At 48.2% G+C, this 26,106-nt stretch carries 17 protein-coding genes; all 17 read right to left on the reverse strand.

All coding sequences use genetic code 11. From position 1 onward, the window contains the following. Nucleotides 1–2: 2 nt before the first annotated feature. On the reverse strand, nt 3–1,400 hold the full coding sequence (locus tag AC0LWT_RS20185; RefSeq protein ID WP_474683062.1) for a sulfatase family protein: 1,398 nt from the start codon (nt 1,398–1,400) through the stop codon (nt 3–5). A 41-nt stretch (nt 1,401–1,441) separates the two neighbouring features. Further along, entirely contained in the window at nt 1,442–2,950 is a 1,509-nt protein-coding gene (locus tag AC0LWT_RS20190; RefSeq protein ID WP_474683063.1) for an ABC transporter substrate-binding protein, read from the reverse strand. 100 nt (nt 2,951–3,050) lie between these two features. Beyond that, nucleotides 3,051–3,815 carry a response regulator transcription factor gene (locus tag AC0LWT_RS20195; protein ID WP_474683064.1) on the reverse strand — a complete coding sequence of 255 codons (765 nt, stop codon included), beginning with the start codon at nt 3,813–3,815 and terminating at the stop codon, nt 3,051–3,053. Next, the gene (locus tag AC0LWT_RS20200) at nt 3,808–5,652 is read right to left on the reverse strand and encodes a sensor histidine kinase (protein WP_474683065.1); all 1,845 of its coding nucleotides are present in this window, start codon (nt 5,650–5,652) and stop codon (nt 3,808–3,810) included. The genes AC0LWT_RS20195 and AC0LWT_RS20200 overlap by 8 nt, the downstream gene beginning before the upstream one ends. Before the next feature lie 12 nt (nt 5,653–5,664). After that, complete coding sequence (locus tag AC0LWT_RS20205) at nt 5,665–6,507, reverse strand: carbohydrate ABC transporter permease (RefSeq protein ID WP_474683066.1); 843 nt, start codon at nt 6,505–6,507, stop codon at nt 5,665–5,667. 41 nt (nt 6,508–6,548) lie between these two features. After that, nucleotides 6,549–7,373, reverse strand: coding sequence for a carbohydrate ABC transporter permease (locus AC0LWT_RS20210; protein WP_474683067.1), 825 nt, complete (start codon nt 7,371–7,373; stop codon nt 6,549–6,551). 370 nt (nt 7,374–7,743) lie between these two features. Beyond that, entirely contained in the window at nt 7,744–8,811 is a 1,068-nt protein-coding gene (locus tag AC0LWT_RS20215; protein WP_474683068.1) for a polysaccharide deacetylase family protein, read from the reverse strand. 22 nt (nt 8,812–8,833) lie between these two features. Then, nucleotides 8,834–9,904: a glycoside hydrolase family 11 protein gene (locus AC0LWT_RS20220; RefSeq protein ID WP_474683069.1), complete on the reverse strand. Its 1,071-nt coding sequence runs from the start codon at nt 9,902–9,904 to the stop codon at nt 8,834–8,836. 370 nt (nt 9,905–10,274) lie between these two features. Continuing rightward, nucleotides 10,275–12,611: an immune inhibitor A domain-containing protein gene (locus tag AC0LWT_RS20225; RefSeq protein ID WP_474683070.1), complete on the reverse strand. Its 2,337-nt coding sequence runs from the start codon at nt 12,609–12,611 to the stop codon at nt 10,275–10,277. 286 nt (nt 12,612–12,897) lie between these two features. Continuing rightward, entirely contained in the window at nt 12,898–13,326 is a 429-nt protein-coding gene (locus tag AC0LWT_RS20230; RefSeq protein ID WP_474683071.1) for a hypothetical protein, read from the reverse strand. Nucleotides 13,327–13,365: 39 nt separating this feature from the next. Beyond that, nucleotides 13,366–14,541 carry a MalY/PatB family protein gene (locus AC0LWT_RS20235; protein ID WP_474683072.1) on the reverse strand — a complete coding sequence of 392 codons (1,176 nt, stop codon included), beginning with the start codon at nt 14,539–14,541 and terminating at the stop codon, nt 13,366–13,368. A 141-nt stretch (nt 14,542–14,682) separates the two neighbouring features. Next, the gene (locus tag AC0LWT_RS20240) at nt 14,683–15,117 is read right to left on the reverse strand and encodes an SRPBCC family protein (RefSeq protein WP_474683073.1); all 435 of its coding nucleotides are present in this window, start codon (nt 15,115–15,117) and stop codon (nt 14,683–14,685) included. Between the two features lie 450 nt (nt 15,118–15,567). Beyond that, the gene (locus tag AC0LWT_RS20245) at nt 15,568–16,914 is read right to left on the reverse strand and encodes a discoidin domain-containing protein (RefSeq protein WP_474683074.1); all 1,347 of its coding nucleotides are present in this window, start codon (nt 16,912–16,914) and stop codon (nt 15,568–15,570) included. A gap of 356 nt (nt 16,915–17,270) precedes the next feature. Continuing rightward, nucleotides 17,271–20,279, reverse strand: a complete 3,009-nt coding sequence (locus AC0LWT_RS20250; protein WP_474683075.1) for a WG repeat-containing protein — start codon at nt 20,277–20,279, stop codon at nt 17,271–17,273. Between the two features lie 18 nt (nt 20,280–20,297). Further along, the gene (locus tag AC0LWT_RS20255) at nt 20,298–23,147 is read right to left on the reverse strand and encodes a hypothetical protein (RefSeq protein WP_474683076.1); all 2,850 of its coding nucleotides are present in this window, start codon (nt 23,145–23,147) and stop codon (nt 20,298–20,300) included. 245 nt (nt 23,148–23,392) lie between these two features. Further along, nucleotides 23,393–24,547 carry a DUF8202 domain-containing protein gene (locus AC0LWT_RS20260; protein ID WP_474683077.1) on the reverse strand — a complete coding sequence of 385 codons (1,155 nt, stop codon included), beginning with the start codon at nt 24,545–24,547 and terminating at the stop codon, nt 23,393–23,395. A gap of 448 nt (nt 24,548–24,995) precedes the next feature. Then, the gene (locus tag AC0LWT_RS20265) at nt 24,996–26,081 is read right to left on the reverse strand and encodes a DUF418 domain-containing protein (RefSeq protein WP_474683078.1); all 1,086 of its coding nucleotides are present in this window, start codon (nt 26,079–26,081) and stop codon (nt 24,996–24,998) included. Nucleotides 26,082–26,106: the final 25 nt, after the last annotated feature.

Genomic DNA, 26,106 nt, shown 5'->3' on the forward strand with positions numbered 1-26,106 from the left:
CGTTATATACCGCTATACCATACTTGCTCCGGAAGTTCGAACTGATCCCCGGTTTTGGCAATCCAATCCTTCAACATTCCGTGAAGCCTCTCCAAATGCCTGCGATTAAACTTACTGTAAGCAAGATTGACCATCTCATACGGATCAGAGTTCAAGTTGTACAGCAGCCATGGTTGATGCTCCAAAGCGATGTACTTCCAACCGTCGCGGGTAACTACACCTCTAAAAGGGCGATCGATCCCTTCCTCGAAGGGCCCTGGCTGCATGGCTTGCGGCAGCGGCAAGCTGATGTAGGCGCTTTCAGGCATAGCTGCCGAATCGGAATTGAGAGCAGGATCCAAAATAACGGATGAATAATCAAAGCCCTCCATATCCTCAGGCACCGGAATGCCGCACAAACCAAGTGTTGTCGGGGCTATGTCAACGTGATTGACCAGCGCATTCGACCGCTTTGGCTTGTAGCTTCGGCGGGTCGGTCCGCTGACCAGAAAAGGAATGCGGATGGATTCCTCCCAAGGCGCCATCTTTCGAAATTGACCGTGTGCTCCATGCATATCTCCGTGATCGCTGAAAAAGATCACATACGTCTCTTGATCGATGCCAAGCTTCAATAACGCATCTCTTATTCGCCCGACGTTGAAGTCAATCCGCTCAATGGCTGCATAATAACCCGCCAATTCTAAACGGGCGCGTTCCTCGATGTCTTTGACGGCGGGGACGTTGGGATTCAGCCGAATGTTGGCAGGGCGGTGCCTTTTCATATCCTCCTCAGGCGCAACATAGGGGTCATGCGGAGGTTGTACGGATAGAACGCCGAAGAAAGGCTTTTTTGCATAATCTTGTGCGCCCCCTGCCTGCCGCTTCATCCACTCGATGAACAAATCGGTCAACGCATCGGTCTCATAACCGGGAAGCCTCAATGATAAAGGCCGTCCGTCTTCCCCGTCCGTATGAACATAGCCGTGAAAAGGCTGATTATTATTCTCGTATGCCCACCAATCTTCAAATCCTCCTCTTCTTTCCGGGGGGATATACCGGGTGCTGGCGTGATTTTTGGAATCTTTAAGATCCAGCTCCGGGCGGTTTCCATCCAGATGCCATTTTCCAAACCATCCGGTCCGGTATCCATGCTCCCGAAACGCATGCGCTACCGTTTTAGCTTCAGTTGACATTGGCGAGTGAAGAGCAGGAACGGTGGAACGGTGCGGATACTTTCCCGTCACAAGAGAACCTCGAAACGGCGAACAAAGAGGAGTTCCCGAGATCGCATGTGTAAAGTTGACCCCTTCAATCGCCATTCTGTCGAGATTAGGTGTGCTGACATTCGGATCTAAGCGGTGGCTCATCGCTTGGGCACGCATCTGATCGACCAAGATCCAAATTACATTGGGCTGCTTCAAGGTACCTCCATCCTTTCAACTCTCGTCCGCAATCAGCAGTCTTATTTCACTTCTTTAAAGTTGCTGCTTCCGTCCCATTTCGGGAAATGGAAATCCTCCATATCTACTTTGGCGCCCTCAGCTTTTGATTTATTTATGGCATCTTGCAGGTTTTTATTCAACTTATCGGAATGTTCCTTCAGCGTTGCTTCCACATTGGTTGCTTTACCGTTCAAAATCATCTGAAGCACTTCACCCGTGTTCGGCTTCATCTTGTCTTGCACCAAATTGCCGATTTTATTGGATACAGGAACTAATTCCGGATTGCGGGCAATGGCGTCAGGTCCGAGTATCCAAGCATCGTTATGAACTTTGACAAACTCCTTTAATTCGGGGAACGGATAATTGCTTTCGTCCGCGTTTACATCCGGCATAGGTGTTAAAGAGATCCCTTTTTTCATGTATAAATTATAATATTCTTTGGAAGTAAATGCTTCCTCGATAAATTTCCCCACCTCTTTGGCGTGCTTTGTGTTCTTGGAAACGACATAGCCACGTTCGGGAACAGCCAACGTATATCCAAATTTAGGTGTGCTTCCATCCGGCGTAGGTACATAGGCCGAGCCGAAATTAAGCTTTGGATTCAAATTTTTTAGATTAGCAAGCGACCAGCGGCCGTTTAAAAGAAAAGCCGCCTTGCCTTCCGCAAACAACGCCTCGGATTCTGATGTTTTAAACATAAAGGAAGATGGCAGAATGCTCCCTTCCTTCTTTAAAGTTAACAAGAAATTGACCGAATCTACCCAAGCCTTGGAGGCAAGGTCATATTTACCTTCAATAAAATTGAATCCGTCGAAAGGACTTTCCCCTTTACTGGCTCCGACAGCGAAGCCGGCTACAACGAGTTGAGTAAAGCGTGCCGGCGTTCCGCCTGCAAACGTTACTCCGTAAACATCCCCTTTTCCTTGCGCTGTAACTTTTTGAGCCATTTCTCTTAGCTCATCCCACGTTTTTGGGGCTTTAGGCTCCAGCCCGGCATTTTTCAAAACATCTTTATTGTAGTACAGCATATAACTGAGAGACGGACCTGAACTCGGCCAAGTATAGATTTGACCATTGAATTGGTTAACCCCTTCTTGGAACGACCCTTCATAAAAATTCTGTTTCCATTTATCTGATACTAATCCTGTAATCGGTTGAATTAAGTGCTTATCTACATAATCGGAAACTTGAGAGCCTAACGGCAGTTGGAACAAATCGGGTTCATCCCCGGAAGCAAAAGCTGCCTGTACCGCTGTGTTATGTCCTTCCCACGGAGTATATTTGGCCTCTACTCGAATTTGCCCTTTATACTTCTCGTTAAAAGTTTTGACGACCTGCTGTCCCGGACTGTCTTCCCCATCCCAACTAGATTGGTCAGCGCCCCAAACCTTTAACACGACCTCTTTGGCTCGGTTATTAGCGCTTCCATCTTTCGCTCCTTGTTTGCTGCTTTCTTGCGAACATCCGGAGAGCGCAACCGAAAATGCCATTGCTGCTGCAATCGTGACTGAACCTGTACGTTTTAACATGTTAGTTCCCCCTTGTGAAATTGCAATATCCGTTTTTACATCCTTATTGTAAACGCTTACTCTATGCATATTAAGACGCCCATTTTTTACTTTAGAGGGTCTATTTTTTACTTTGATGCTTATCGCGGTATTCTCCCGGCGTCATCCCAAAATCCTTTTTAAAGGTTCTTCTAAAATGTTTTTCGTCCCAATAGCCAACCTGTTTAGCAATTTCTATATTTGTCAAGCTTGTCTCCTTAAGCATTCTGCATGCGTGCCTCATCCTCACATCTCTCAAATACTGGACAAAGCCTTTACCTGTTTCTATTTTAAATAACCGGCTAAGATAGGAAGAGTTAAAGCCTGCCTGATCGGCCAGCAGGGAAAGTGACAGGTCTTCCATATACAAACGCTCCATCGTTTTCAAGACCGATTGAACAAGCTCTACGCCACCGACCAAACCGGTGAGACCGATAGCCGTTTCCTTCTCAGTTGACGGCGCTTCCGTACGCCGGGACAATAATTCCTGCAGGTTGGTCAATACGGCGGAAAGCTCCTCGTTGTTGACAGGCTTTATCAAGTAATCAATCGCACCCAAGCGCATAGTCGTCCTGGCATATTCAAATTCGTCGTATGCTGAAACAATAATTACCTGCTGCTTGAACTGCCGCTCCCGCATTTCCTTCATCATCTCCAGCCCGTTCATGCCCGGCATGTTGATGTCCGTAATAATCGCATCAAAATTCCCTTGTTCAAGCTTGGCCAGTGCCTCCCTGCCGTCCCGAGCCGAATCCGTAACCGTAAATTGAACGCCTAGCCGGGCTATAATTTTTTTCAGCCCTTCGCACATCCAAAACTCGTCATCCACTACTAATAAGTTATGCATAGCTGCCGTCCTCTCTGTCTTCATCCAATGGTATACGAATTTCTGCAATCGTTCCGGTTAACGGACTATAATCGATTCCAAGCCTTCCTTGCCCGCCATAGTTTAAAAATAATCGTTGGCTCACATTAAACAACCCGACATGGCCGGCCAACGGCTCCTCACCGTCGACAGCTTCGTCTGCTTGTCTGGCAAGCCTGCGCTTAATCTCCTGCAAACGCTCAGCCGCAATACCTACTCCGTTATCCGCAACACGTAAAACAAGCTCGTTATCATCCGCTTCAACGGCTGTTATCCAAATATCCCCTACTGACGACTTGGGGATCAAGCCGTGTTCGATCGCATTTTCAACTAGAGGTTGAAGGATTAATTTAAGCACCGGCTGTTCTTCAAGGTGTGCCGCAATATCAAAATGGCAGCGAATTCGTCCGGGATACCGAACTTGAATAATTTGTATATAGGCTGCTACATGATCAATTTCTTGCCGCAGCGTTTTATATTTCTCGGTATCGATGCTGTACCTGAACATTCCTGCCAGGCCCTCACTCATAATCGCGACTTCCTTCACGTCATAGACTTCACCGACACACTTTATCGTATTTAACGTATTGTGCAAAAAGTGCGGATTAATCTGCATTTGCAGCGCTTTCAATTCGGACTCCCGCTTTAATAACTGGAGCCTGGTCTCCCTAATTTCCGACAAATACACTTCTTCTTTTAATTCCTGAACTTGTTCTAGCATACGGTTAAAGCGCCGTGTCAATAAGCCCAGCTCATCCCCTCTATCGATAGGCACCCTGGCGGATAAATCTCCTTTTTCGACACGCTTCATATATTCGGCAAGCCGGATCATAGGGTTAGTGATAGCTTGACTCAAATATTTGGCAAAAAGGACGATAAACCCAAGAGCTACGCAGACGATGATCAAGATGGCCCATTTGAGGGCTTCAATCTTTCCAGACACCTCTCGAAACGGGACAGCCGCGACAATTTTCCAACCCGTCGCCTTAGAGGTTGAGAAGCCTACAAGCGTATTTACTCCATGAACCTCAGTAAACAAATAGCCTTGGTCCTGCTTAAATTCCGGCAGCAAGTTGATTTCCTTGATCAGGTCTTCCGATTCGCCCTCCCCGCTTTGATTAACGACAGACTTCCCTTCCTGTGAAATCATAAATACGGAACCTGTATTCCCAACCTGGATGGTATCAATCATACCGGATAAAAATCTCGCATCATAATCCAGCAGCAGCGTACCGCTTTCCTTCAGATCGGAAACTTTGAATATTCTGCCTGCAAACGTAACAACCGATTCCCCTTGGGCATAGTTTTGCGCATGCGCGGGAAATAAACGAAAGCCCTTTTGCTTGATGACCTCGCCATACCAAGGGTCGTTTAGAAAATCAAACCCTATTTTCGAAAAATCCTTACCGTCAGAAATGAAATTACCGTGATCGTTAACAACATAAACACCGCGTATATGAGTGTTTTGATTTGAAATGGTAGAAATGAGGTTTCTAAGGGCCTGAAGATTCGGAATCAGGGACAAATCGGCGGGATCTTTCCAATCCAGGAAAGCCTGGGTATCCGAATCAAACTGTATTAATTTGATCAAATGGGTCGTTTCTTCCGTAAAAGAACTTATTCGTTCATCAACTTGCCTAGTTGTTTGCACCATAGATGCCCCTACCTCTTCCCCAAGCGATTGAGTTAAGGTCATATAAAAGAAAGCCGCTGTAACAATAAGCGGCACAATACTTATAAAATAAAAAGTGATCAACAATTTAGGTCGAAGCTCAATATGATTCGTCCATTGATCCAACATATCGACAAATCTATTCACATGCTGTCTCTCCTATCCTTTTACGGCACCGGCAATCCCCTCTACGAAATAACGTTGAAAGAAGACGAATATGAAGATGATTGGAATGAGGGAGATGCTCGCCGCTGCAGCGGCTCCGGTCCAGTCGACGGAATGCTCGCCGACAAACTGATACATTCCGACACCAAGCGTTCTTAATTCCGGTTTATTTAAAGTAAATACTAACGGAATTAAGAAGGAATTCCAAGAGTACATAAACTGTAAAATTCCGGTTGTCGCGATCGTCGGCCTCGAAAGGGGCAGCATGACCTGAAGAAAGGTGCGCAGAAATCCCGCCCCGTCAATCTGCGCCGCCTCTTCCAACTCTCTCGGCACTCCCCGAAAAAATGCTGTAAACAATAAGATAAATAACACATGCGCTCCGCCGGCTTCTGCAAGTATAACCCCTGCAAGCGTATTATTTAATCCGAGTGAATTAACTAACGTATAGACTGGAATAATCGTATAGCCTTTAGGCAAGAACAACGTTGCCGCAACTAATACTAATATCAATTTCCGCCCCGGGAATTCGAACCGCCCTAACACATAGCCTGTCATGGCACATAGTAAGATAACAACTAGAACAACGGATACCGAAATGATCGCGGTATTGTAAAAATAAATGGAGAATTTAGCCGTCTCCCAGGCTCTAACATAGTTTTCAAATTGAAACGATTTCGGCAAGACGGACAATCCGCCCGAAATGTACTCGGAGTTCGTTTTAAACGACGCCGTTACCATCCAAATAAATGGATAAATCCAAATCAGGCCTACACCAATTAACAATAGGTGTGTAATGGGAATAACCAGCTTTTTCACAGATTTTGCAGCTTCCATATCTAATCCCTTCCTCATCAAAGATGTATGAACTTGCAGTTCTAGTGCTGCGCTCCTCGCTTTTTCCCGCCCGCCATACGGGAGAGTAAACCAAAGGCCAGCGATACGAACAAGATAGCAAAGCCGTATACGACCCCGGCTGCCGAAGCGAATCCGATTCTAGATTCCCCGCCGCCGCCGAAAGCATACCGGTAAATATAAACGTCAACCATATCCGTTGAGAAGGATGGGCCACCGCCCGTCATGGACTGGACCAAATCGAACACATGTAGCGCATTCACCGCTGACAAAAGAACAATCACGGTTCCTACAGGAATCAACAGCGGGATCGTAATGAGCCGGAAGCTTTGGAATGCCGAGGCACCGTCCACTTTTGCAGCTTCGTATAAATCTTTCGGCAGCGTGGAAATGCCCGATAACCAGTAAATCACTTTAATCCCAAAATACTTCCAGATCCCTACAAATGTCACGATCAGCAGTGCCGTATCGGCGCTGCCAAGCCAGTCGATCGGAGCATCAATCAATCCGATTGCTATAAAAACTTCGTTAACCAATCCTTTATAAGCTCCGAATATAAACTTCATAACAAGGCCAACGATAGCTGTCGTCGTAACCACAGGCAAAAAAAAGATCGTCCGATAAGCAGCGGAGCCTTTCAACCAGGAGGCACTTAATAACAGAGCCAGCAGCAATGCAAGCGGTACTTGAATAAGAACGAGTGCCCCCATGAATATAAAGCTGTTTTTAAAAGCGTTCCAAAATAACGGGTCCAAGAGGGTTTCCTTAAAGTTGTCAAGACCGACAAATTCATCTATAGGACCAATGCCGCTCCACTCGTAAAAGGCATATACATAGCTCATAATCATAGGATATAACGTAAAAGAAACATACAATAATGCTTGTGGCAGTAAGAATAAATAACACCATAGCCACCTTTTTGTTTTTAATGAATTGTTTCTTGTTGTCTTCATTACAGCCGCATGACTTATCCTGTTAGCAATCACTACAACCCCTCCTCTTTGTAGTTTAAATTGTAACCGCTACCACGAAAGCCTTAAACGCTCCATTTTTGACTTTTGAAAGGGCTTTTTTTGATGTTCGGAAACGAGACGGGTAAGGAAAAAGACAACTCTCACGCCCATACATCGGGAATGGTAGTTGTCTTTAGTGTCCTCGGGACCTCGGGAAGATTCCGCCGGAACTTTGTATGGAAGGATCGTTTGCCGCTATGGAGCTTTAGTTGATCTCCAAATAATCAATGTAAGCATCCCATGTCCCGTTATCGGCTGTTACAACGAGCTCGATCTCTTGATTTCCGGTTCCATGGCTGACATTGTTTAGGGTATAGACCGCAGGACTGCTCCCGCCGAAGTAGAAGGCGCCCTTTGTCTGGCCGCCGATTTTCAAATCGACTCTGGCCATGTTGGAGTTGTTCGAAGCACCGCGGAGTGAAAAATTATGGGTGCCGCTCGCGAAATTCTGTGTATATTTCACCGAATCATTGTTGGCGTATAAAGCGACTCCGTTGAACGGCGAGCTGATATTCCCGGTGTACTGGCCGCCTTTGGTCATACTCTCGGCTTCTGTTTTCGCACCTGTGTTACCACCGCTGCTTCCGCCGTCAGGCGCGACCGCCCGGCCGGTGCCCGGCGAGATCATGCCGGAGCAAAGATTCCGGCTCTTGAGGTTCTGCGCGATCTGCGGGATTGCTTGGAGCGTAGTCTGGTATTGGTCGTGCATCAGGATCACATCGCCGTTTTGCATCCTGCCCGCGGCGGCTGCGATCTGGGCGGCGGTAGCGCCGTTCCAGTCCTGGGAGTCAACGCTCCATAGCACTTCGGTAAGACCGTTCTGGGCCTCGATGGACTTCAAGGTCGCGTTGGTCTCGCCGTACGGCGGACGGAACAGCTTCGGCGCCGTGCCGGTAATGGACTGCAGCGTTTGCTGCGTGCGTGTAATTTCCGATGACATCTGCGAGGCGCTCAACTGCGTCATGTGCGGATGCGACCATGAATGGCTGCCGATCCACATGCCTGCCGCCTGCTGGTCGCGTACGAGTGACGGGTAATTCTGCGCATTCTGCCCAACATTGAAGAACGTCGCGCGCAAGCCGTTTTGCTTCAGTGTGTTAAGCAGCGTTGTCGTATTGTTGGGATTCGGACCATCGTCGAAGGTTAATGCTACATAGCCGTTCGAACAATCGGCCGCAAGCGCCTCGCTGCCCAACATCACCAGCGAGCCCGTGAACAAAGATACGACGAGCGACCCGATCGCCGCCCATTTTCCTGCTTTCGCTTTAAACATGGTTCTACCTCCTTCCGCTCTTTTAGTTGATCTCCAAATAATCAATATAAGCATCCCATGTCCCGTTATCGGCTGTTACAATGAGCTCAATCTCTTGATTTCCGGTTCCATGGCTGACATTGTTTAAGGTATAAACCGCAGGACTGCTCCCGCCGAAGTAGAAGGCGCCCTTTGTCTGGCCGCCGATTTTCAAATCGACTCTGGCCATGTTGGAGTTATTCGAAGCGCCACGGAGTGAAAAATTATGGGTGCCGCTCGTGAAATTCTGTGTATATTTCACCGAATCATTGTTGGCGTATAAAGCGACTCCGTTGAACGGCGAGCTGATATTCCCGGTGTACTGACCGCTTTTGGTCATACTTTCGGCTTCTATTTTCGTACCTGTAGTACCACCGCCACTGCTTCCGCCGATCGTAAGTGTATTGCTAGTCACATTAGCGCTCCCGCTGCTTTGATACCCCTCTATCGTAAGCGAAACTTCATTCATTTTCCCCATTTGCATTCCCATGTTCTCCCACGCATTAAAGTGTTGGCTAACAGATATGGTTCCGCTCGTGCGTTTCGACGTCCGGACACTCCAATACTGCTTAAAAGTTGTATTGCCTTTAATGGAAGGTTGGTTGACTCTGATGGTCTCATAAACGTCATATGTCCCCCCGTCAACGGTAATGGTGCCTTTTGACGTTGCTCCAGGCGGACGCCAGCTGCCCCAGCTATCGACGATGTAATATTCGACTAGCGGGTCAACCATCCACCCATAGACGCATAAATACGAATTGCCGTTTGGCTGGTAGTCGGCACTGTAGTTGACGGATATGTTTCCGATTTGCTTGTGTGTCTGGGTCTCGTCGAATTTCTTGCCTTTACGGAATAACGCATTTCCGATGTTGCTCCACTGTGCGCTGAACGCGCCGCCGCTATTGAGCGTCATACTCGTCGTTCCGGAATCCTTCCACAGTTCATAATAGTAGCCGTCATGGGTGCCGGTTTCATTGGAAGTGATCGTTGTTGCCGCTTGCGCGGTTACTGCAGGCAATGTAAGCGTAAAACAAATTAAAATCGCAAAAAATAACCTCATTCTTTTTTGCTTCATTTCGCATTCCTCCTTATTAGGTTAAATTGCATGTAGTTTTACTATGATGCTGTGCTGCTCGTAGCAGGCCGTCGTCTCCACTTCCTTCCAATATTAAAATTGTAAGCGATTACATTTACTATTTTATCAAACCATTCCTTCATATTTCACCCGAAAAGATTTAGTTTTTACTGTAAAAAGCTTAGTTCTTTTGGAAACGGAAATAGCATCAGGGATAGCGGTTCGTTTAAACGAAAAAAACAAACGCCCCTGTTTCGAAAGCGAAACAGGGGCGTTTGTTCATAATCGGGACGGTGCCGACCGCGCCGTTCTTTGCGGATTCATGCGGCGCCACACTGCGAGTTGGGAACTGCGCGCGTTGCGACCGAAGCTATTTAAGCTTGACCACGATATTTCCTTTCCTACTATCGTCTGTCTCGTCAATGACATTTACTTTGATGCCATACAACGGCAAAATAACTCCTGCATCCGGCATTTCCTGCGTAAAATAAGTCCGTTTATCCTCGAAAGTAGGATTTTTGGAATTGGTGGTGTCTGTTATGGTGCGCACTACAGTATCCGTACTGTAATCGATGAACATTTTCTTGTCCTTATTTGTGCTAAAGGTTGCATCGTGAACTTGGTACCTGGTGGCCGCTGCGCTGCCGTCGTTCCACCTCATCAATTTTTGCTCCGCATCGACAACATTTAAAAAGCCGTGACCGGGATGAACAGCTGTCCAGTTATCGGTGTACTGTTCGTCCGCGTACCAGATCAAGAGGCCCGGTTTATAAGCCATAAGGCTTTTGCCGCGTAAAATATGGCTGAGTCCTGCGTCAACACCGGAATGGTTCCTCATCTCGAGCAAGTAATAGTGATCCGAATACTTGTAACCATCGTCTTTCGTGAAGCCGTTCAATGTGAAGCTGGAGGCAGTTCCTTCCGCGTCATCAAATAAAGACACCTTGCCGTCTGTTACTAACGAAATGTCATCTACATATAAGCCCGCCATTGCAGCGGCAACGTCGGTCCAATAGTTGATTTTCAGGTTGACCTTTTTACCCGCGTAATCGTTCAGGCTAAATTTGGCGTCAATCCAGCCGTCGGATTTGCCGGTTATGCCGTTTCCGGGATTTTGCTGATTGGGATTGGCAGCGGTTGTAATGTTGCCGGGGATGCTTGACCAAGTATTCGTGCCGTATACCTGCACTTGCACAGAGCCATAATCCCAATCCTTTTCGATATCGTACCAAGTCTTGAAGTTCAGGTCTGCTGAGGTCGCATTGGTCAAGTCGATGGAAGTAAACATGGAATTATTCAAATTATTGCCTGAGCCGCTAAAGTAAGCGTATTTACCGCTGGGCGGCGTGGTTACGAGCGTTCCCTTTTTCGGAAGAGTGATCTTGACTACGTCGTTGTTGGCTGCTTTGATGCTGGCTGCGTCCAAAGTGTATTCCTTGCCTTTGGTCGTCAGCTCCGACAAGTCTACTGTATTGCCGTGGAGCCAGTTGCCGCCATAGGTATTTTGGAAAAATTGCTTGGCGTACGGACTGAAACCTACAGGCTCGGTTCCCGGTATAGTTCCCGCCCAGCTTCCGGCTGACATAATGGACCAGTAGGCGATGGAATCGCCTTGGCCGGTATATTCCGTATCGTATTCGTCAGGAAGTCCGAGATCGTGGCCGAATTCATGGCTAAACACACCGGCCGCCCCATCCTCGGGCATAACAGTATAGGAATAAGCGGAAATTTCCGTGCCCGGTATTTTCCACGGAATGGCGGAACCGTTCACGATGTCATAGACCTTTGAGCTATGGGACCATATTGCGTCCGTTCCCAGCGTGCCGCCACCCGCCTCCTGGCCCATTCCCGAGTGGATAATCATGAGGTGATCAATAATGCCGTCTGGCTCGTTAAGGTCACCGTCACCGTCCAAATCATTAGGGTCCTTCAGGTCGTAGTCTTGAAGATTCACATCCTTGGAAGCGGCAATTAAAGCCTCCTTGACAAGCTCTCGAATGTTCACATTTTTGCTGCTGCCGCTGTCTGCGCCATAGTAGGCCGCCGGTTTGGAGGCTTTGTACCAGCCCAGAGCTCTGCCTTCCACGTCATAACTGCCGCCGGATTGCTGGTCATAGAATTGCTTTAAGGAAACGAAATTTTCGCCGTTAGGGCCGGCATATCCGTTACTCCCAAATATCATATTCTGATAATGCGACGGGGTGTAATCCTTGTAATACATTGCCGTTTCTTTCGGTGCTAGCGAATTATGCGGAAAGTCCGGGAACTCGATCAAAAGAACAAGCGCTTTATCCTTGGTAACACTTCCGTCCCAAGAGGTTTGGGGATCATTCTTTTTCTTCTTGTGGGTGTCTGAGTTTTTATTCAAAAATCCTCTGGCAGCGGCGGATTTGCCGTACTTCTTCAAGTCTTGGGCCGACTTGATATCGGATTGGGAACGGTTCTTAATGTCCTTATCCGCATTTTGGCTTAAGTACTGCCTGATAATTTTTTCGGCTTGTTCCGGCGTTGCATCCTTTGGAATCGTTCCATTCTTCGTCAAAATTTCATTCAGCTTTTCATCGTTGGCGACTATCAGATGTTCATCGATGCCGAGCGTAGGGTCGGCATTTGGGTATTGTGCGCCTGCTGCAAAGGCGCTGGTGCCAAAGCTTGCAGTTGTCATGACCGCGGCTGTTAATAAGCCTATGATTCTACTTTTTCCCATAATTAATTACCTCCTTTTGGTATAGGTTATACATAAACTACCATATAAAGGATTAAGTGTAAATACATATTTTCCATAATTTATATGAAATTAGTTTGGTAGAATAAAACATAATTAAAAGAAAAAAGGGCCGCTCATAAGTCATAAAATAACTTACGGGCGGCCCTAAAAAAAATTGTTGAACAAATGAAGCTCATCCTATTTTAAATTGGAAGTGTCGAGCGACCGTTCAAAGGAGTGCTTTTGGGGGACATTCGCGCCAGTTCCCCTTCTCCCCGCTCTGAAGTCAAACCTCTTCGGCGCCGGAAAGATCATCGAATCCGACAATGCGCGCATAGTGGAAATTCACCATCACGCCGTAAGGCTCACAGATATCCAGACTCCCCTCGGCGAACAGGATGGACCAGTCCAAGCCGCCCCAGAATGTGAATTCCGGGTCGGCAATAAACGGTACCTCGCCCTCCGCTTCGGGATCAAGGCCCAGCTCGGAGATTAAGAACTCCCTAGCCATATTGGTATAGGCCTTAATCCCGGCGATCCTCGTACGAATGAACTCGAAATCGACTTCTCCCAGACGATCGCGAGCGGGCAACTTGATGGAGAAGAACACAGAATTTCCAGAAGCCGCATATCGCCCCTGGGCGAACACTTCGCCTTCATCGCTCTCGTTGATACGCAGATCGCCGATAGGCGAATTCAAAATCTCTTTCATCATTTCCCGCCCCCTCGTCCGGCGATAGAAACCGGCATCCGATTATTTACCTTCATTTGCCGCATCACAAAATTGTTTCAGCGCCTGCTCCAATATCGATCTGGGGCATGCAAGGTTAATACGCAGCCATCCTTCGCCCTCGGTTCCGAAAATCGACCCTTCATTAAAGGCCACCTTCGCCCGATGGTACATCAAATCCTTTAACCCGTTACGATCCAAGCCAAGCTGACGGCAGTCTATCCATAACAAATACGTACCCTCCGGCCGCAGCGGCTTGACTTCCGGTAAATGCGATGCCAGGTACTCAATTGCATATTCAAGATTGCCTTTCACATACGCCATCATCTCGTCAAGCCACTCAGCCCCTTCACGATAAGCAGCCTCCACTGCGTCCTGAGCGAAATGCTGAGCCATGTCTAAGCTGAGCGTTTTGAGCCGCTGCTCCATTTTTCTTCTTAAGCCCGCATTGGAAGCAACGATGAACGATGTATGTAACCCCGGCAAATTGAATGTTTTGGTCGCAGCCAAGCAGGTAACTGTTATATTAGCGAGTTCAGGAGATAGCGTGGCGAACGGCGTATGCGCATGTCCCGGGAAAGTTAAGTCGCAATGGATTTCATCGGAGATGACAGTGACTTGATATTTCAAGCAGAGCTCGCCAAGCTTCAGCAGTTCTTCCCGCTCCCATACGCGTCCGCCCGGGTTGTGAGGACTGCAAAGCAGCATAAGCTTGGCGCCGTCTTTAAATAAGGACTCCAAATGCTCGTAATCCATCTCGAAGCGGCCGTTGCGCAACAGCAGCGAATTTTTGGCCACTTTCCGGCCGTTGCCTTCGATCACATGATAAAACGGATAGTAAACAGGCGTCTGTATAACAACCGGTGCGCTTGGCTCGCTGAACAATTCTACAGCCAAACTTAAGGAAGTGACTATACTCGGCGAGTCCGTGATCCAACCGGGTTGAATTTCCCAGTGATGACGGTTACGAAACCATTGGATAATGGCGTTAAAATAATCGTCTGTACGAATGGCATAACCATAAAGCCCTAATTCGGCACGTTTCTTCAAAGCTTCCGCAACTGCAGGCGGACTTGGAAAGTCCATATCTGCAACCCATAAAGAAAGTACATCCGCTTGGCCGAACAGCTTTTCGTTTTGATCCCATTTGTAAGAACGGGTGTTGCGGCGGTCAATGAAACGATCAAAAGAGTAACTCAAGACTTACCACCTCATATTATTTTCTGCGAGTTCAGTAATATATGGAATCGTACCTTATGATGAACTTTTACGACGTATTTGTCAATTCATCGGTACATAGCAAAGCACATGCCAACGACAGCATGCGCTTCTAAAAGTTTTTTATTCTTCTCTAGTATTTTCCACATATTTTTTGAAATTGTTTAAAATCGCTTGCCATCCGGACTGCTGCATCTCGATGGCGTTGGTCTCTTCCGCTTCGAACGATTCGATGATTTTCGTGTTGTTGTCTTGACGTATAAAAACGATCTTCACTTTTCTACCGTCGGCGATCGTATAGGAGATGCTCTCGTTAACGCTCACTTCGTCGTATACTCCGCCGAAATCAAATCCAAAGCTACCGTCTTTGGCTTCCATTCTCGAGGCGAATTTACCGCCGACCTTCAGATCATTCTCGGCGTATGGCGTGTGCCAGTCATCGGAAGCCGTACTCCATTGCGTGATATGCTTCGGATCCGTCCAATACTTCCACACGCTTTCAACGGGAGAATGAACGATCGTTTCTACTGTTATCGTTACCGGTTTACCTGTTCCCATTACATAACCTCCATAAATGAATATATTATTCTCAAATATTGCCGTCAGTCATTCGCTGAAAAACGATTTACCTACAACTATTATATCATGTAAGTGGCGACTAGATTTCTTTTAGATTGCTATTGTACAAATCTGCCAGTTTTAAACCTCATGCCTTAGAATCGCACCCGGATACCATCCTGAATCGGTTCGCTACTGTCGACGATAACTTGGTCGTACTCGCAGATACCGCTGCTTACAGCGATGGTATGGTCATCGGGGTGTCCATTGATTCGATGCTTGTAATCCGGGCAGTGATCAAACATTTATCCGCCGCGGCCAGTGCTTTTCCCGTGAAATTAATACCCCGCAAACGATCCAACGGCCGAGATCTTCGGATGAAGATCTCGGCCGTTGGAAGCCAATGCTATGGGAGGGTGTTTCATGATTGAAGCGCAGCCTTCAATCAAACTAGCGGGCGATTCCCGTCACTTTCCACTCCAGAATTCCGGTCGAAGCCGGATTCTTCGCTACGATTTCGAGACGCACCGCCGTTGTGCTGACCGGATCGAAGCGAGTTGTGTTATACGCATCGGCTTTCGTGCCCAAGCCCTGTGCATTGGGAACATTCCTCCAGGTTGTGCCATCCAGGTATTGGACCCGGTACGAAGCCGGTACGTCGATGCCTCCGCCATCCTTGAACCAGTACACGTCCGTCTGCGAGACGGTATACGCGCGGTCAAAATCGTATTGGACCCATTGTGTCCCAATTTGCGGCCAGTTGCCGTATACCGACTGGGTGCGGTCATTGGAATGGGCGGGGTCCAGTCCGTCATTCAGTGCTTGAATGGTCTCCCATGGAGACACATAGCTCGTAGTGGCTTTGGCCGTCAAAGCCGCATTCACGGATTCATTGCCCGCCGGAGTCGTAGGGAAACGTCGGGTATCTTTCTTAATCTGGCTCCATGTGTAGCGAAGCAGCCATACATCCCAATTGGTTATGGTAGCTGAGTTGCCCGCCCACATAATAGTTGGCTGAGGGAAACCACCCGGCGGCCGGTCCTTATCTTCGTAGAAATCGGGCATGCCGAATCCATGGCCAATCTCATGTTCCGTAATATGAACTTCATTGTTATTGACGGTGCTCAGAATATAGTCGTCCGATACACGCTGTCCCCAGTCGCCTCCGGCGCCTCCGCCAAAATTGGTCGTCCCCCACAGATACATGTCAAACCGCTTATCCAGTCCGCCGGGATAGGCATAGTTCGGATTGCTGAAGTGCTCGAACCGGGACAGCTCATTCGGAGCGACAGGCAGTGCGGCCGGAATGCGGGGATCGGTTTTGCTGAGATCATCCACGATGGTCTGGGTATATACGATTTCACCCGGCTGCCTGTCCAGAATCTGGGACGAATTGGCCACAGCCCAACCTACAACTTTGACAGAAATATCACCGTAAGGCCAGCCGTCATACCCCTTGAGATTCTTCGTCCAGTTGTTCAACTGGCGACCCAGCATCTTCTCGATATCCTTGCGCTGCTGCAGGGTCAGATTTTTGGAAGACTGCCAGCGGACCACATAGTTAATTGTTCCTTTACCTGCAAAAATTTGATCGTAGATCAAATTTTTACGACTGACGGAGCCTTCCTTGACCATGCGGTTGTTGTACACCCATTCAATGGAGGATTTGAATCCGGCAGGCATATCGGACACAGCGGCGTTTATTGCCGCTTCTGATCCCGCAGTCGCCGTGATTGCAGGCTGTTCTGCCAAAGCAGACCCGGTTCCGATTACGGATGTTGATAAAGCCATGAACATTGTTATTGCTACCCATTTTCGACGTTTTGATATCACTAATTCATCTTCCTTTCCTGATTGAAATTTGAATTTCTTAAAACTTAGTAGAACTTAGTAGACTACTCACCTCCTTTTCGATTAATAGAATTTCCCTCCCCACTCTATTAACGGGAATTCTCTTCTATTATTTTATATTAAAAAGAAAATAAAAGAATATTTTCCTTTATTTATATGAAAACAACCGGGTTAAGTGAACTTTATCGGGACAATTCCCGTATCATCGCGGGTGTCGGGTGCCCTCTCCTGGTTCATAAAGAAATCCCCTCCAAGCAAACTGTAAGGTCCTAACCTTTACAGTCTACTTAGAGGGGACACTATTAGTGCATGACACCAGGGTTCCTGCTCACCTCAATCATCCGTCTAATCTGATCGCTCACCTTTCGGGAGAACGCCCGGTCAAATGTCTCAACGGGAATCTCTTGGGCTAGCAGCGGTCTGAGCACATCCTTTTCAAACTCATCCCAACGATCCCGAGTATAAATAAAGGTGCCAAATCCTTTGCCGGGAGTAAAGTACATATACTCTTGGCTATCGCCATCAATTTGTGATAAGCCGCAGATCAGACAATGAACCTCCAGCCAGTGCATTTCTTTCCGCGTCAAACGCTCTTCGAACTCCTTGCGCACTCCCCACACTTCTGCAAGCAGCGAAAACATCCCTTGAATTTCTATAGGAGGCACAAGTTCCGGATGTATCCCGTGTACAAGGCCAGGCACCAACATAAATTGACGAAGTGCATCCGGCAAGGTAAAACCTAATTCCTCTTCAGCTTTCGCAATCATGTCCTCCCTAAACGAAAGGGAGATAATGGGCCCAAACTCCTTTTCCACTTGCGAGTTGAATTGGCTGAATGTTTCGTAGGCCTTGTGGTAACGGATCACTGCCTCCATAGCTGTTTCTTGCACAGGTGCCTGTATATACTCTCTATCGACTTCATGGCTGCTTTTCAAAAATGCCTGATACTCTACTGAATTTATCGCTTTAGTCAGTCGAGGCTCTTCCCTCAGATAATGCGACCCCATAGTTTGCATCCGCTGAAGAAAAGCAAATGCCTTGGCTTTCTCATTTGGATCAAATTCACTCAGTTTTAACAGCACAAGCGCTCTGGTGTCATAGAAATATTCAAGTACCGCTTCGCCCTCGACCGGTTCCACCGCTTTGAAGCAAGCCTTTACATGTTCCCAGGCCGATAGGCATTCTTCTTTGGATGCAGCGTGTTCCATAAGCTCCCGTGCGAGCATATTGTGGCAAACGCGCAGCGTTTGGCGGGGCTCCGATCGGTAGTTGAATAACATCCTCCGGTTGATATAGTCAATCGCTTCGCGGCAGGACTCGAGCGATTCTTCTACTCGGCCTAATTGATAAAGCGCATTCCGCTTAAAGTCATAGATACAGCTCATTTGTGCGACATCCACATCCACAGAATTTGATGCCAGTTCCTCCATTTGGGACACCAAATTCAGAACTTCATCATATGCTCCCTCATCCATACGAGACTGAGCCTCTTTTATTAGCTTTTCAAACTGATGGAGATCAAATGTTTGGCTATTTTCTTGGGGTTCTTCATTGTTCGTACTGTATTCGTTCTCGTCATCCTCCTGGTCGTCATCCAAATCCTCTCTGTATCCTGCAGCAAGCCACAACTGGTGAGCAAAATCACCATCACCATATTGATTGAACCATTCCAGCACCAAATACTTGCCGTTCACTTCCCATACTTTGCTAACGTTGTTATGACCCCAGCGCAGCATGATTGACGCATCGGGCAGCGGGTCGCCGAAAAAATCGGAAATACGGTCAGCTATCACTGTAAAATACTGTTCAAACGCATCGCGCACCCATTCTGCGAGAAAATGGTAATGCCCATGATGCTCCTCGCTTACATAGGTTCTTGCCAGAACCTCCATCGCGCCTCTTTTTTTATACTCGTCAATCTCATCTTCTTCCGATAGATCGTATACATCCCGTTCATACCAATCATAGGGATAAAAATCTCTAGGCTCTGCATCCAAAAGGGCTCGTGCAGCAGCCGCAATATCTCCTTCCCAATACTTGATATCCTTAAAATGCTGAGCAGGCTGCTTGCGAAAAAACGGACTCTCCATAAAAAATGTATCCCGCCCTGCTTCGTTTTGCCATTCTATTCTTCCATCAGCATTGAAAAGTCGCAATACACGCTCCTGAGGATTATCCGTCTCCCCTACCTGCAGTTTGCAAACTTCCCTTCCAACTGCGTCCACGTAGACGACTTCGCCCTGCCGGATAAGAAATGGAGCAATTCCTTTGCAGCTATTAAAGCCTAGCATCCAGCCTTCATGATCCGTCAGCGGCTCCAAATAAGGCATCTCCCGGAACCGGCCATCCATCGTAAGAATCCCCCACGTATCATTGCGAAGAACGATACTGGCTCCACACTCATGAAAAGGATCGGCCCAAGCGTACTGTGCCGGGATCACCATCGTACCGGTACGATCAAAGAAACCGATACCTCCGCCATAAGGTACAACTTCTTTGGCCAGCCCGCACACCATTTGGTCCGAGATCGACGTTCCCTCGATGACCACATCGCCTTTTGTATTGAGGTAACCGTTTCTCATATTCATATTGGTGTAATCACTGAAAAAAGCGAGCCCCTCTTCGTTGAACTCTTCGATACGAGAATAGGTCGGCTCCATGATCCAGTTGCCTTGCGCATCGATTAATCCCCATAATTTACGTTTCTTTGCAGGGGCTATTCCATCATTTGTGTACATTCTGACATCTGTAAATTGGGGGGCAATCACCATTTCTCCCTTCATATTGATCATTCCCCAAGAGGAGTCCCCCCGCTTTTTCACGGCAGCCAGACCGTTCGGCGAAAAGTAGCCTGCCTCGGCAATCGGCCCGTCGATGACTACTTGTCCCGTACAATCGATATAAGCATAACCATTGTTCAATTGAACCGCCGCCAAGCCTGTACTAAATGGCAGTGCCTCCTGAAACTGTGGTTGGATTTTGATCTCCCCGTTTAAGTCTACATAGCCCCATAGCCCCTCTTTTTTGAATCTGGCGATGCCCTCCTCGCCAAAAATGCGCGCATCCTCCAAAGTCGGCTCGATCAGCCATCTGCCGCTTTGATCCAGGTACCCCCATTTTTCGCTTAAGTCTTGAGCAGCAGTTATGTAGCCTCCTTTACCATTCGGAGTAAAATTATGTACTTTAAGCAAATTCGGCTCACGAACAAGATTTCCGTTAACATCAATCAATGCATGACGTAGTCCGAGCGATTTTTCAAATGGAAACCGTACTACGTATGGTGGATGAAATGCGTTACTATTTTCCGTCATGACAAACTTCTCCTCTGGTTATTTTTTCGTCGGGTCCCCTTGCGATTTTTTCTTCCGGGTCGGCGGTTTTTCCACAAACAATCTTTCCTGATTTTCCTTGAGATAGTAATTCTGCTTCCCGACCATCAAGCCAATGCCGTCTGCCGGCGTCAATCCATAGCTTTGCGCAGCTGCGGCAATTTGCTGCAACTCCTCCGCATCGGATATATTAAAATCATGCGGAAGCATGACAACCGCTTTGGCGGCCGCATGAGAATCCTTAAGCGGTGTAGTCCGGACCCAGAAGGTAAAGCGGCCTACAGTTGTTTTGACATATCCGCTTTTTTCGTAATTACGATCGGATTCCTCTACATTCGAAGCGCCTTTCGTTTTTTCTATTGAGCCCTCCCCGGGTTGCTCCGCTTGCTGATTGACAAACGGAAGCATCCATAGCGGTTGGGCCCCGCGAGTTGGACCGCCGTTCTGCTGGTTTGTATCGATATCATCGACAAAGGGATTGTCCTCTTGTACAAAAATCGGTTCGTAATGGACTCCGGTATTCCACAACCTAATGACATTGGGCGCGCCGGCATTAACGGTCTCACGGTGCTGGCGGGAGCCTCTTGCCGTCCATTCGCTTCGAACCTCGTAATCATGAGGATTTACGCCAATTAATTGCAGAATCCTTATAATATGCTCGTCGCCAAACAAGAAATCTCTCGGACCGGTTCTTCCCTCCTGCACCAACTGATCACGGATGAACCTCGCTTCGGTCATCCGTTCCTCAGCACTAAGTGTCGTTGTGTGCTGCAGCAGCGAATCAATCAGGCAATTGAATCCCATACCCGAGGCTTGCCCGCGCTGCCAGGTTTCAGGCATGATTCCCCATTGATTGGAGGGCATATAGGCTTCCAGCAAATCCTCCAAGCTTTCGTATTCTGCAAGCTCGCCTTCCAGCTGACTGAGCTTCTCCCGGGCATTCTCACGCTTGTCCTCATCCTTGTGATACAACCCGTCCAATGCTTCCTGCAGCAGCTCTTGAAGCCCTGCATTATCCGCCTCTTCTCTCTTTTTTATGGCGATTAACACCCGGTTCATGCGTCCTTCAATTGATTCCCCGGACGCCCGCCTGCCGGCACGTTTGTCCGCTTGTGACGCTTTATGCTTTGCTGCTTTCTTCTCCTGGAAGCCCTTGTCGTCAACTTGCTCCGTTTCACCGACCCAGTCCTGTCCTTCCCAATGATTCCCTTGCAGCTTATCCGTACCGCTGTTGGAAAGCTTCAGGTGAGCTCTACCGTATGTAATGGCTTTGCCAACTTTCATTGCGACATCGTAGATTGTTGGGCTGCGGAACACCGCATTGAAATTATGGGTGCTTAATTCTAAAGCGAGACGTGCACGTTCCTCCGGCGTAAGCAACACAATACTTGAATTGTCTGCGGATCGGTCTGGGAACTGCTGATCATCCGGAAAATGCTTTTCCAGCATTTCCGCAGTCAAATGGGCCTCCAGTTTGGGCGCACGCTTCCACTCACTCTCGTAGGATGTCTCAGATTTTTTCTTGTCGGTCGCCGATTTATTGATCACGTAAATCAACATGTCCGACAAATCCTCTGCAATCTTCTCCGGATCTGTACCTGCTTCCAACTGCGATTCCACATAAACCTGTGCATCCAGTTGCAGCGCCGGACCCGATAAGGCCGCCCGTATGATGCCACCTTCTCGAATCGCCGCCGGCTCGGTCGCGCGGAATTCGTCATCCTCCCGCTGTTTCTTGAATGCTTCGCGCCGATCGATATGTTTCCCTGACGTAGGATCGGTGCTGCCCGTAGTCATCGTTAACGCTGTGGTGAACAAACTGTCGTGCTCATCCATTTCCTGCGTTGCCCCGGTCATGGCCAGCGCTACGGAGACGAGCTGCGGTTCGTAGCGGGTAATTTCAGCTGCGACCGAGGCGATAAAAATCGTCAATTGATCAAGCGAAGCATTCGGTTGTTCACCGTTGAGCATGGCTTCGATGATCGAGCGAAACATCGGATGAGACATTTTCTGAAACGGGTAGTCATAATTTGCAAAAAGGCTGTCCGGCGTCGGAATCACTTGGCCGCTGTCGCCGATGATATTATCGGAAAGAGGGGCCACATACCTCTTGGGGCTCACGACAAAGTCATATCCCCAATACGTGAACACGTTGGCACCCCGCGGATGAGGTGAGGCTTGCAAAGCAGCTAACTGAAACGCATGAATGAGATCGCGGACGACAGCCAACATTTCCTGAACCTGCACATCAAACCGCTGCGGTTTGAGCTCAGCCTTCTTCTCCTGCTCATTCCCCGAATGCTCATGTTTAGCGGACTTTGCTTCGCCTTTGTTCTTGCCGGTTGATTTCTTCGCTTGTTCCTTCATTTTTTTCTTCTGCCCGCGTTTCGATTCGACAGGTACCTGTTCCGCATTGCCCTTGAGCTTGTTTACGTCTATACCGGAAAGGTCGGCGGGTACTTCTTCTTGCATCTGCTGGGTCACACGGACCGCCGTTCGATGAAGGATCCAGTCCACGATATTGCCCTCGCGAGCCAGATCGTGTCCCTGTGTCATCGTAAGCGGTTCACGCTTCGGAAGTGAAGTTCGCGCCGGTTTGGATGTACTGCCTTTGCCTTGATTATTGCCTGGATCAGAACCATCCTTTTCTCCTTTGTGCCGCTGAATGACGCTTGTCCCTCCACCGCCGTGTACCGATAGCAAGAACTGACCCGTTGCCCGATTGCCGAACTGCCGCTGCAGCTGCATGAACTGCAAATACGGATGCCCCGAACCTACCGTGCGTTTCGCGCTTTCGGCTGCTTCCGAACGTTCCGGATCCCTTCGTTTTATCCGCTGAAACGCATCCATCCGTTCACCTGCTTTCACATTCATCAATTAAGCATGAATTCGACATTATCCCGCTCTTTCCTCTTTGAACAGTCTGCCGCGCTCTATCGCTCTCATTCGGCCATCTCCCTCAAAAGAAACAACCACCGCCGACTTGAAAGAATCGGCAGTGGTTGTACTCAAACATCAGTCGATCAAGTTCTTGGATTGCAGTAATCTTCTCATTAACGCCGCTGCTTCCGCGCGAGTCATGTTTTCTTGCGGTTTCAGCAGCTTTCTAACACCCGATCCATCTGTTTCATAGTCGTACCGGCTATGGGTGTTTGGTAAGCGGTACTTTTGCTGTCGCCGTTATCGCCGAAGATTAGAAAATCTCCGTCGGCAATGCTGCCCGCCGCAATGTCTTGGTTGGATGCTTGAATGGCATTGCCAGCCGCAAGCGTCACAAACGCTCCCGAATCTTGGGACTTGGACTGCCGCTGGTTCAGCGTGCTTCCGGAATCGCTGCCGATGCCGGTAATACGGCTGCCGTAACCATTATTGGCGGCTGCAGACCAAACCGTCATTCCTTGGCTGTTCACGTAGTCCGTTGCTCCATGATTCAAGGTCAATCCGTACTTCAGCGCCAGATAGCTTTGAATCTGCCCCCGATAAGCGGCGGTGCTTCCGGAAAATAAGATAACTTCCGCCATTTCTCCGTTATAGTTGTAGTAATTTCTACCGCTTGCTCCCTCTTTCGTCCCGCCAATCATTGGCGTAAAGGAGAACGTCGAATAGTCAGGGGTAGGGAAATTTCTTTGCTCACCGGTTACTGTTACTGTATCTGTCGTCCCGCTAGTATCGTACTCGGCCAATTGGTAGCGGGTTGACTCGGCAATGGGATAATTGATCGATTTATAACGACCATCGATATTACCCAAGTAAAGCCCGTCGCTGTCTACTGCAAATAAGGCCGCTCCGTGCCCGCCAGTCCGCGTTGTGGAGCCGACGAGCGCCCCTCCGTTTCCGGAATTGGCTTTAAAGACTGCATACGCATCCGTAAAAGTGATCTGCCCGTCGCCGCGCAAGTATTGGCTAAGTGCACTGTTCGTATTGCCCGTGTTGGCAAACGTCACAACCGGATTGAAGTTTGCTCCCGCTGTTTTATAACCCGGACCTCCATAAACGTCAAAACGAACCGTTCCTGCCTGATTGTCCCATTTCCCGACACCAATACCTGCTGAATACGTCGCCGTAGTGACACCTTCATCTGCCTTCAGCCAAAATTCGGCGTCGTTTTTCCACACAGGTAGAGGAACGCTAGGATTCGCTGACGCTTTACGCGGCGCCGCTATGTTGGAAAAGCTGCCCACAGCCATCGTGAGGACCAGCATCGCCGAGAGCTTCCTTTTCCAACTACGTTTCATACCTCTCAATGCCATTTTCTCCATCCTCCTGATTCATTACCGGATCAAAGTGCGACCCTTCTATAACTATCTAACCCTTCCATGCATCTCCTCTAACTGTCCGATTCAAACTTTTATGGGCATCCTATCCCCCTTAATGAAAAGAAATTTCGCTTTGCAACGTTTGCGACAACAAACGCCACAATTCGATTCTTTAAACCCCAACTGAGTATACAAGTCCCAACTATACAAAAAATATACAACTATTTCCTCGAGTTCCCATGTCCTCAGACTCATCAATTCATCTCTCGCATACGATGGCGCCGACCATAGCCACCCGTTACATAAGCGGGAGAGATCGTACCCATGCCGGGAATAACGCAAAGAGCCGACCGGCTCCTTATCGGAATTCGGACGGTTTACGAGCCGGAAGAAAATTGACCCGACTGAGTGCTGTCAGTGCCAGCCTTTCGTCATGCGAACGTTAACTGAGCCTCCTCATGATAAGCTCAACAGGCCCTCTGCCAACTCGTTCTCTCCAAAATATCGAGAAGATAACAGCTGCAATATAATACAGCAGTGCGTAGATGCTGGAAAATATCAGACTCCCGTTTTCCAGTACACCGGCCAACTCGAGCGTGACAAGTCCAATGACCACATGTCCGATATAATGTGACAAGGATAACTGTCCAGTACTGATCAGCGCGCGTACAAACATGGCGTTTGGAAATTTTTCGGTGAAATACATACACAACACAAGGACTGCCAGTGCAGAAGAGGCTGCGGATAAAACATATAGAAGATTAGGCGGCATAGGCTTAGTTGTGAATAAATGATAGTAGGTATTATTTTGATCCAAGACGGAAGGGGTCCATCGTGTAAGTACCCAGGATACCATTTCGAAGAACAGAGTTCCGGACATGGCAAACCACAGCAACCGGCGACGAGCTTTCTGCTGGAAAAACCATTCTTTCCTGCCGAGCCATAGACCAAACAGAAAAAAACTCAGCCAGGGAAATACAGGATGAAAGCCGTTAAATAGCAGGTTGCGGAAAAATCCGGGTAAGGTCCAAAGCTCTGTGTATTCATGGAAGTCTTGTGACCACCCTTGGTCATAATCCAGTAATAATAATTGAATTTGCGTTGTCAGAACAATAACAACAATGAATCCTGCTATCTGTTTATCCGATACACCAATCAGTGCAGCTCCAACTATCATAAATACGGCATAATAATGCAATATATCTGCGCTCCATCCTATTAGCAATAGCAAAATTCCTGCTGCAAACAGGAACATCGCCCGCCGGTACAAACTGCTCCGGCTTTGACGGATAAGCTCGCTGCTGCCCGAGCTTCTGGCCTTGGCGGTCATCAGGGAAACACCGATCCCGGCTAGTATCACGAATAATGCGGAGGCTCTGCCTTCAAATATTTCTGTAAACCCTCTTAGCCATCCGGGACCTGTGTTCTCTGCCCCCATTGCGAGTTTGTAATTGACGATGATCATGCCCGCGATCGCCAGTGCTCTGGCAACATCCAGCCCCATGACGCGCGATTTTGATTGATTCATTCTTCATACCTCCTTAGAAAAGAGC

The sequence above is a fragment of the Paenibacillus sp. sgz302164 genome, from assembly GCF_056120505.1.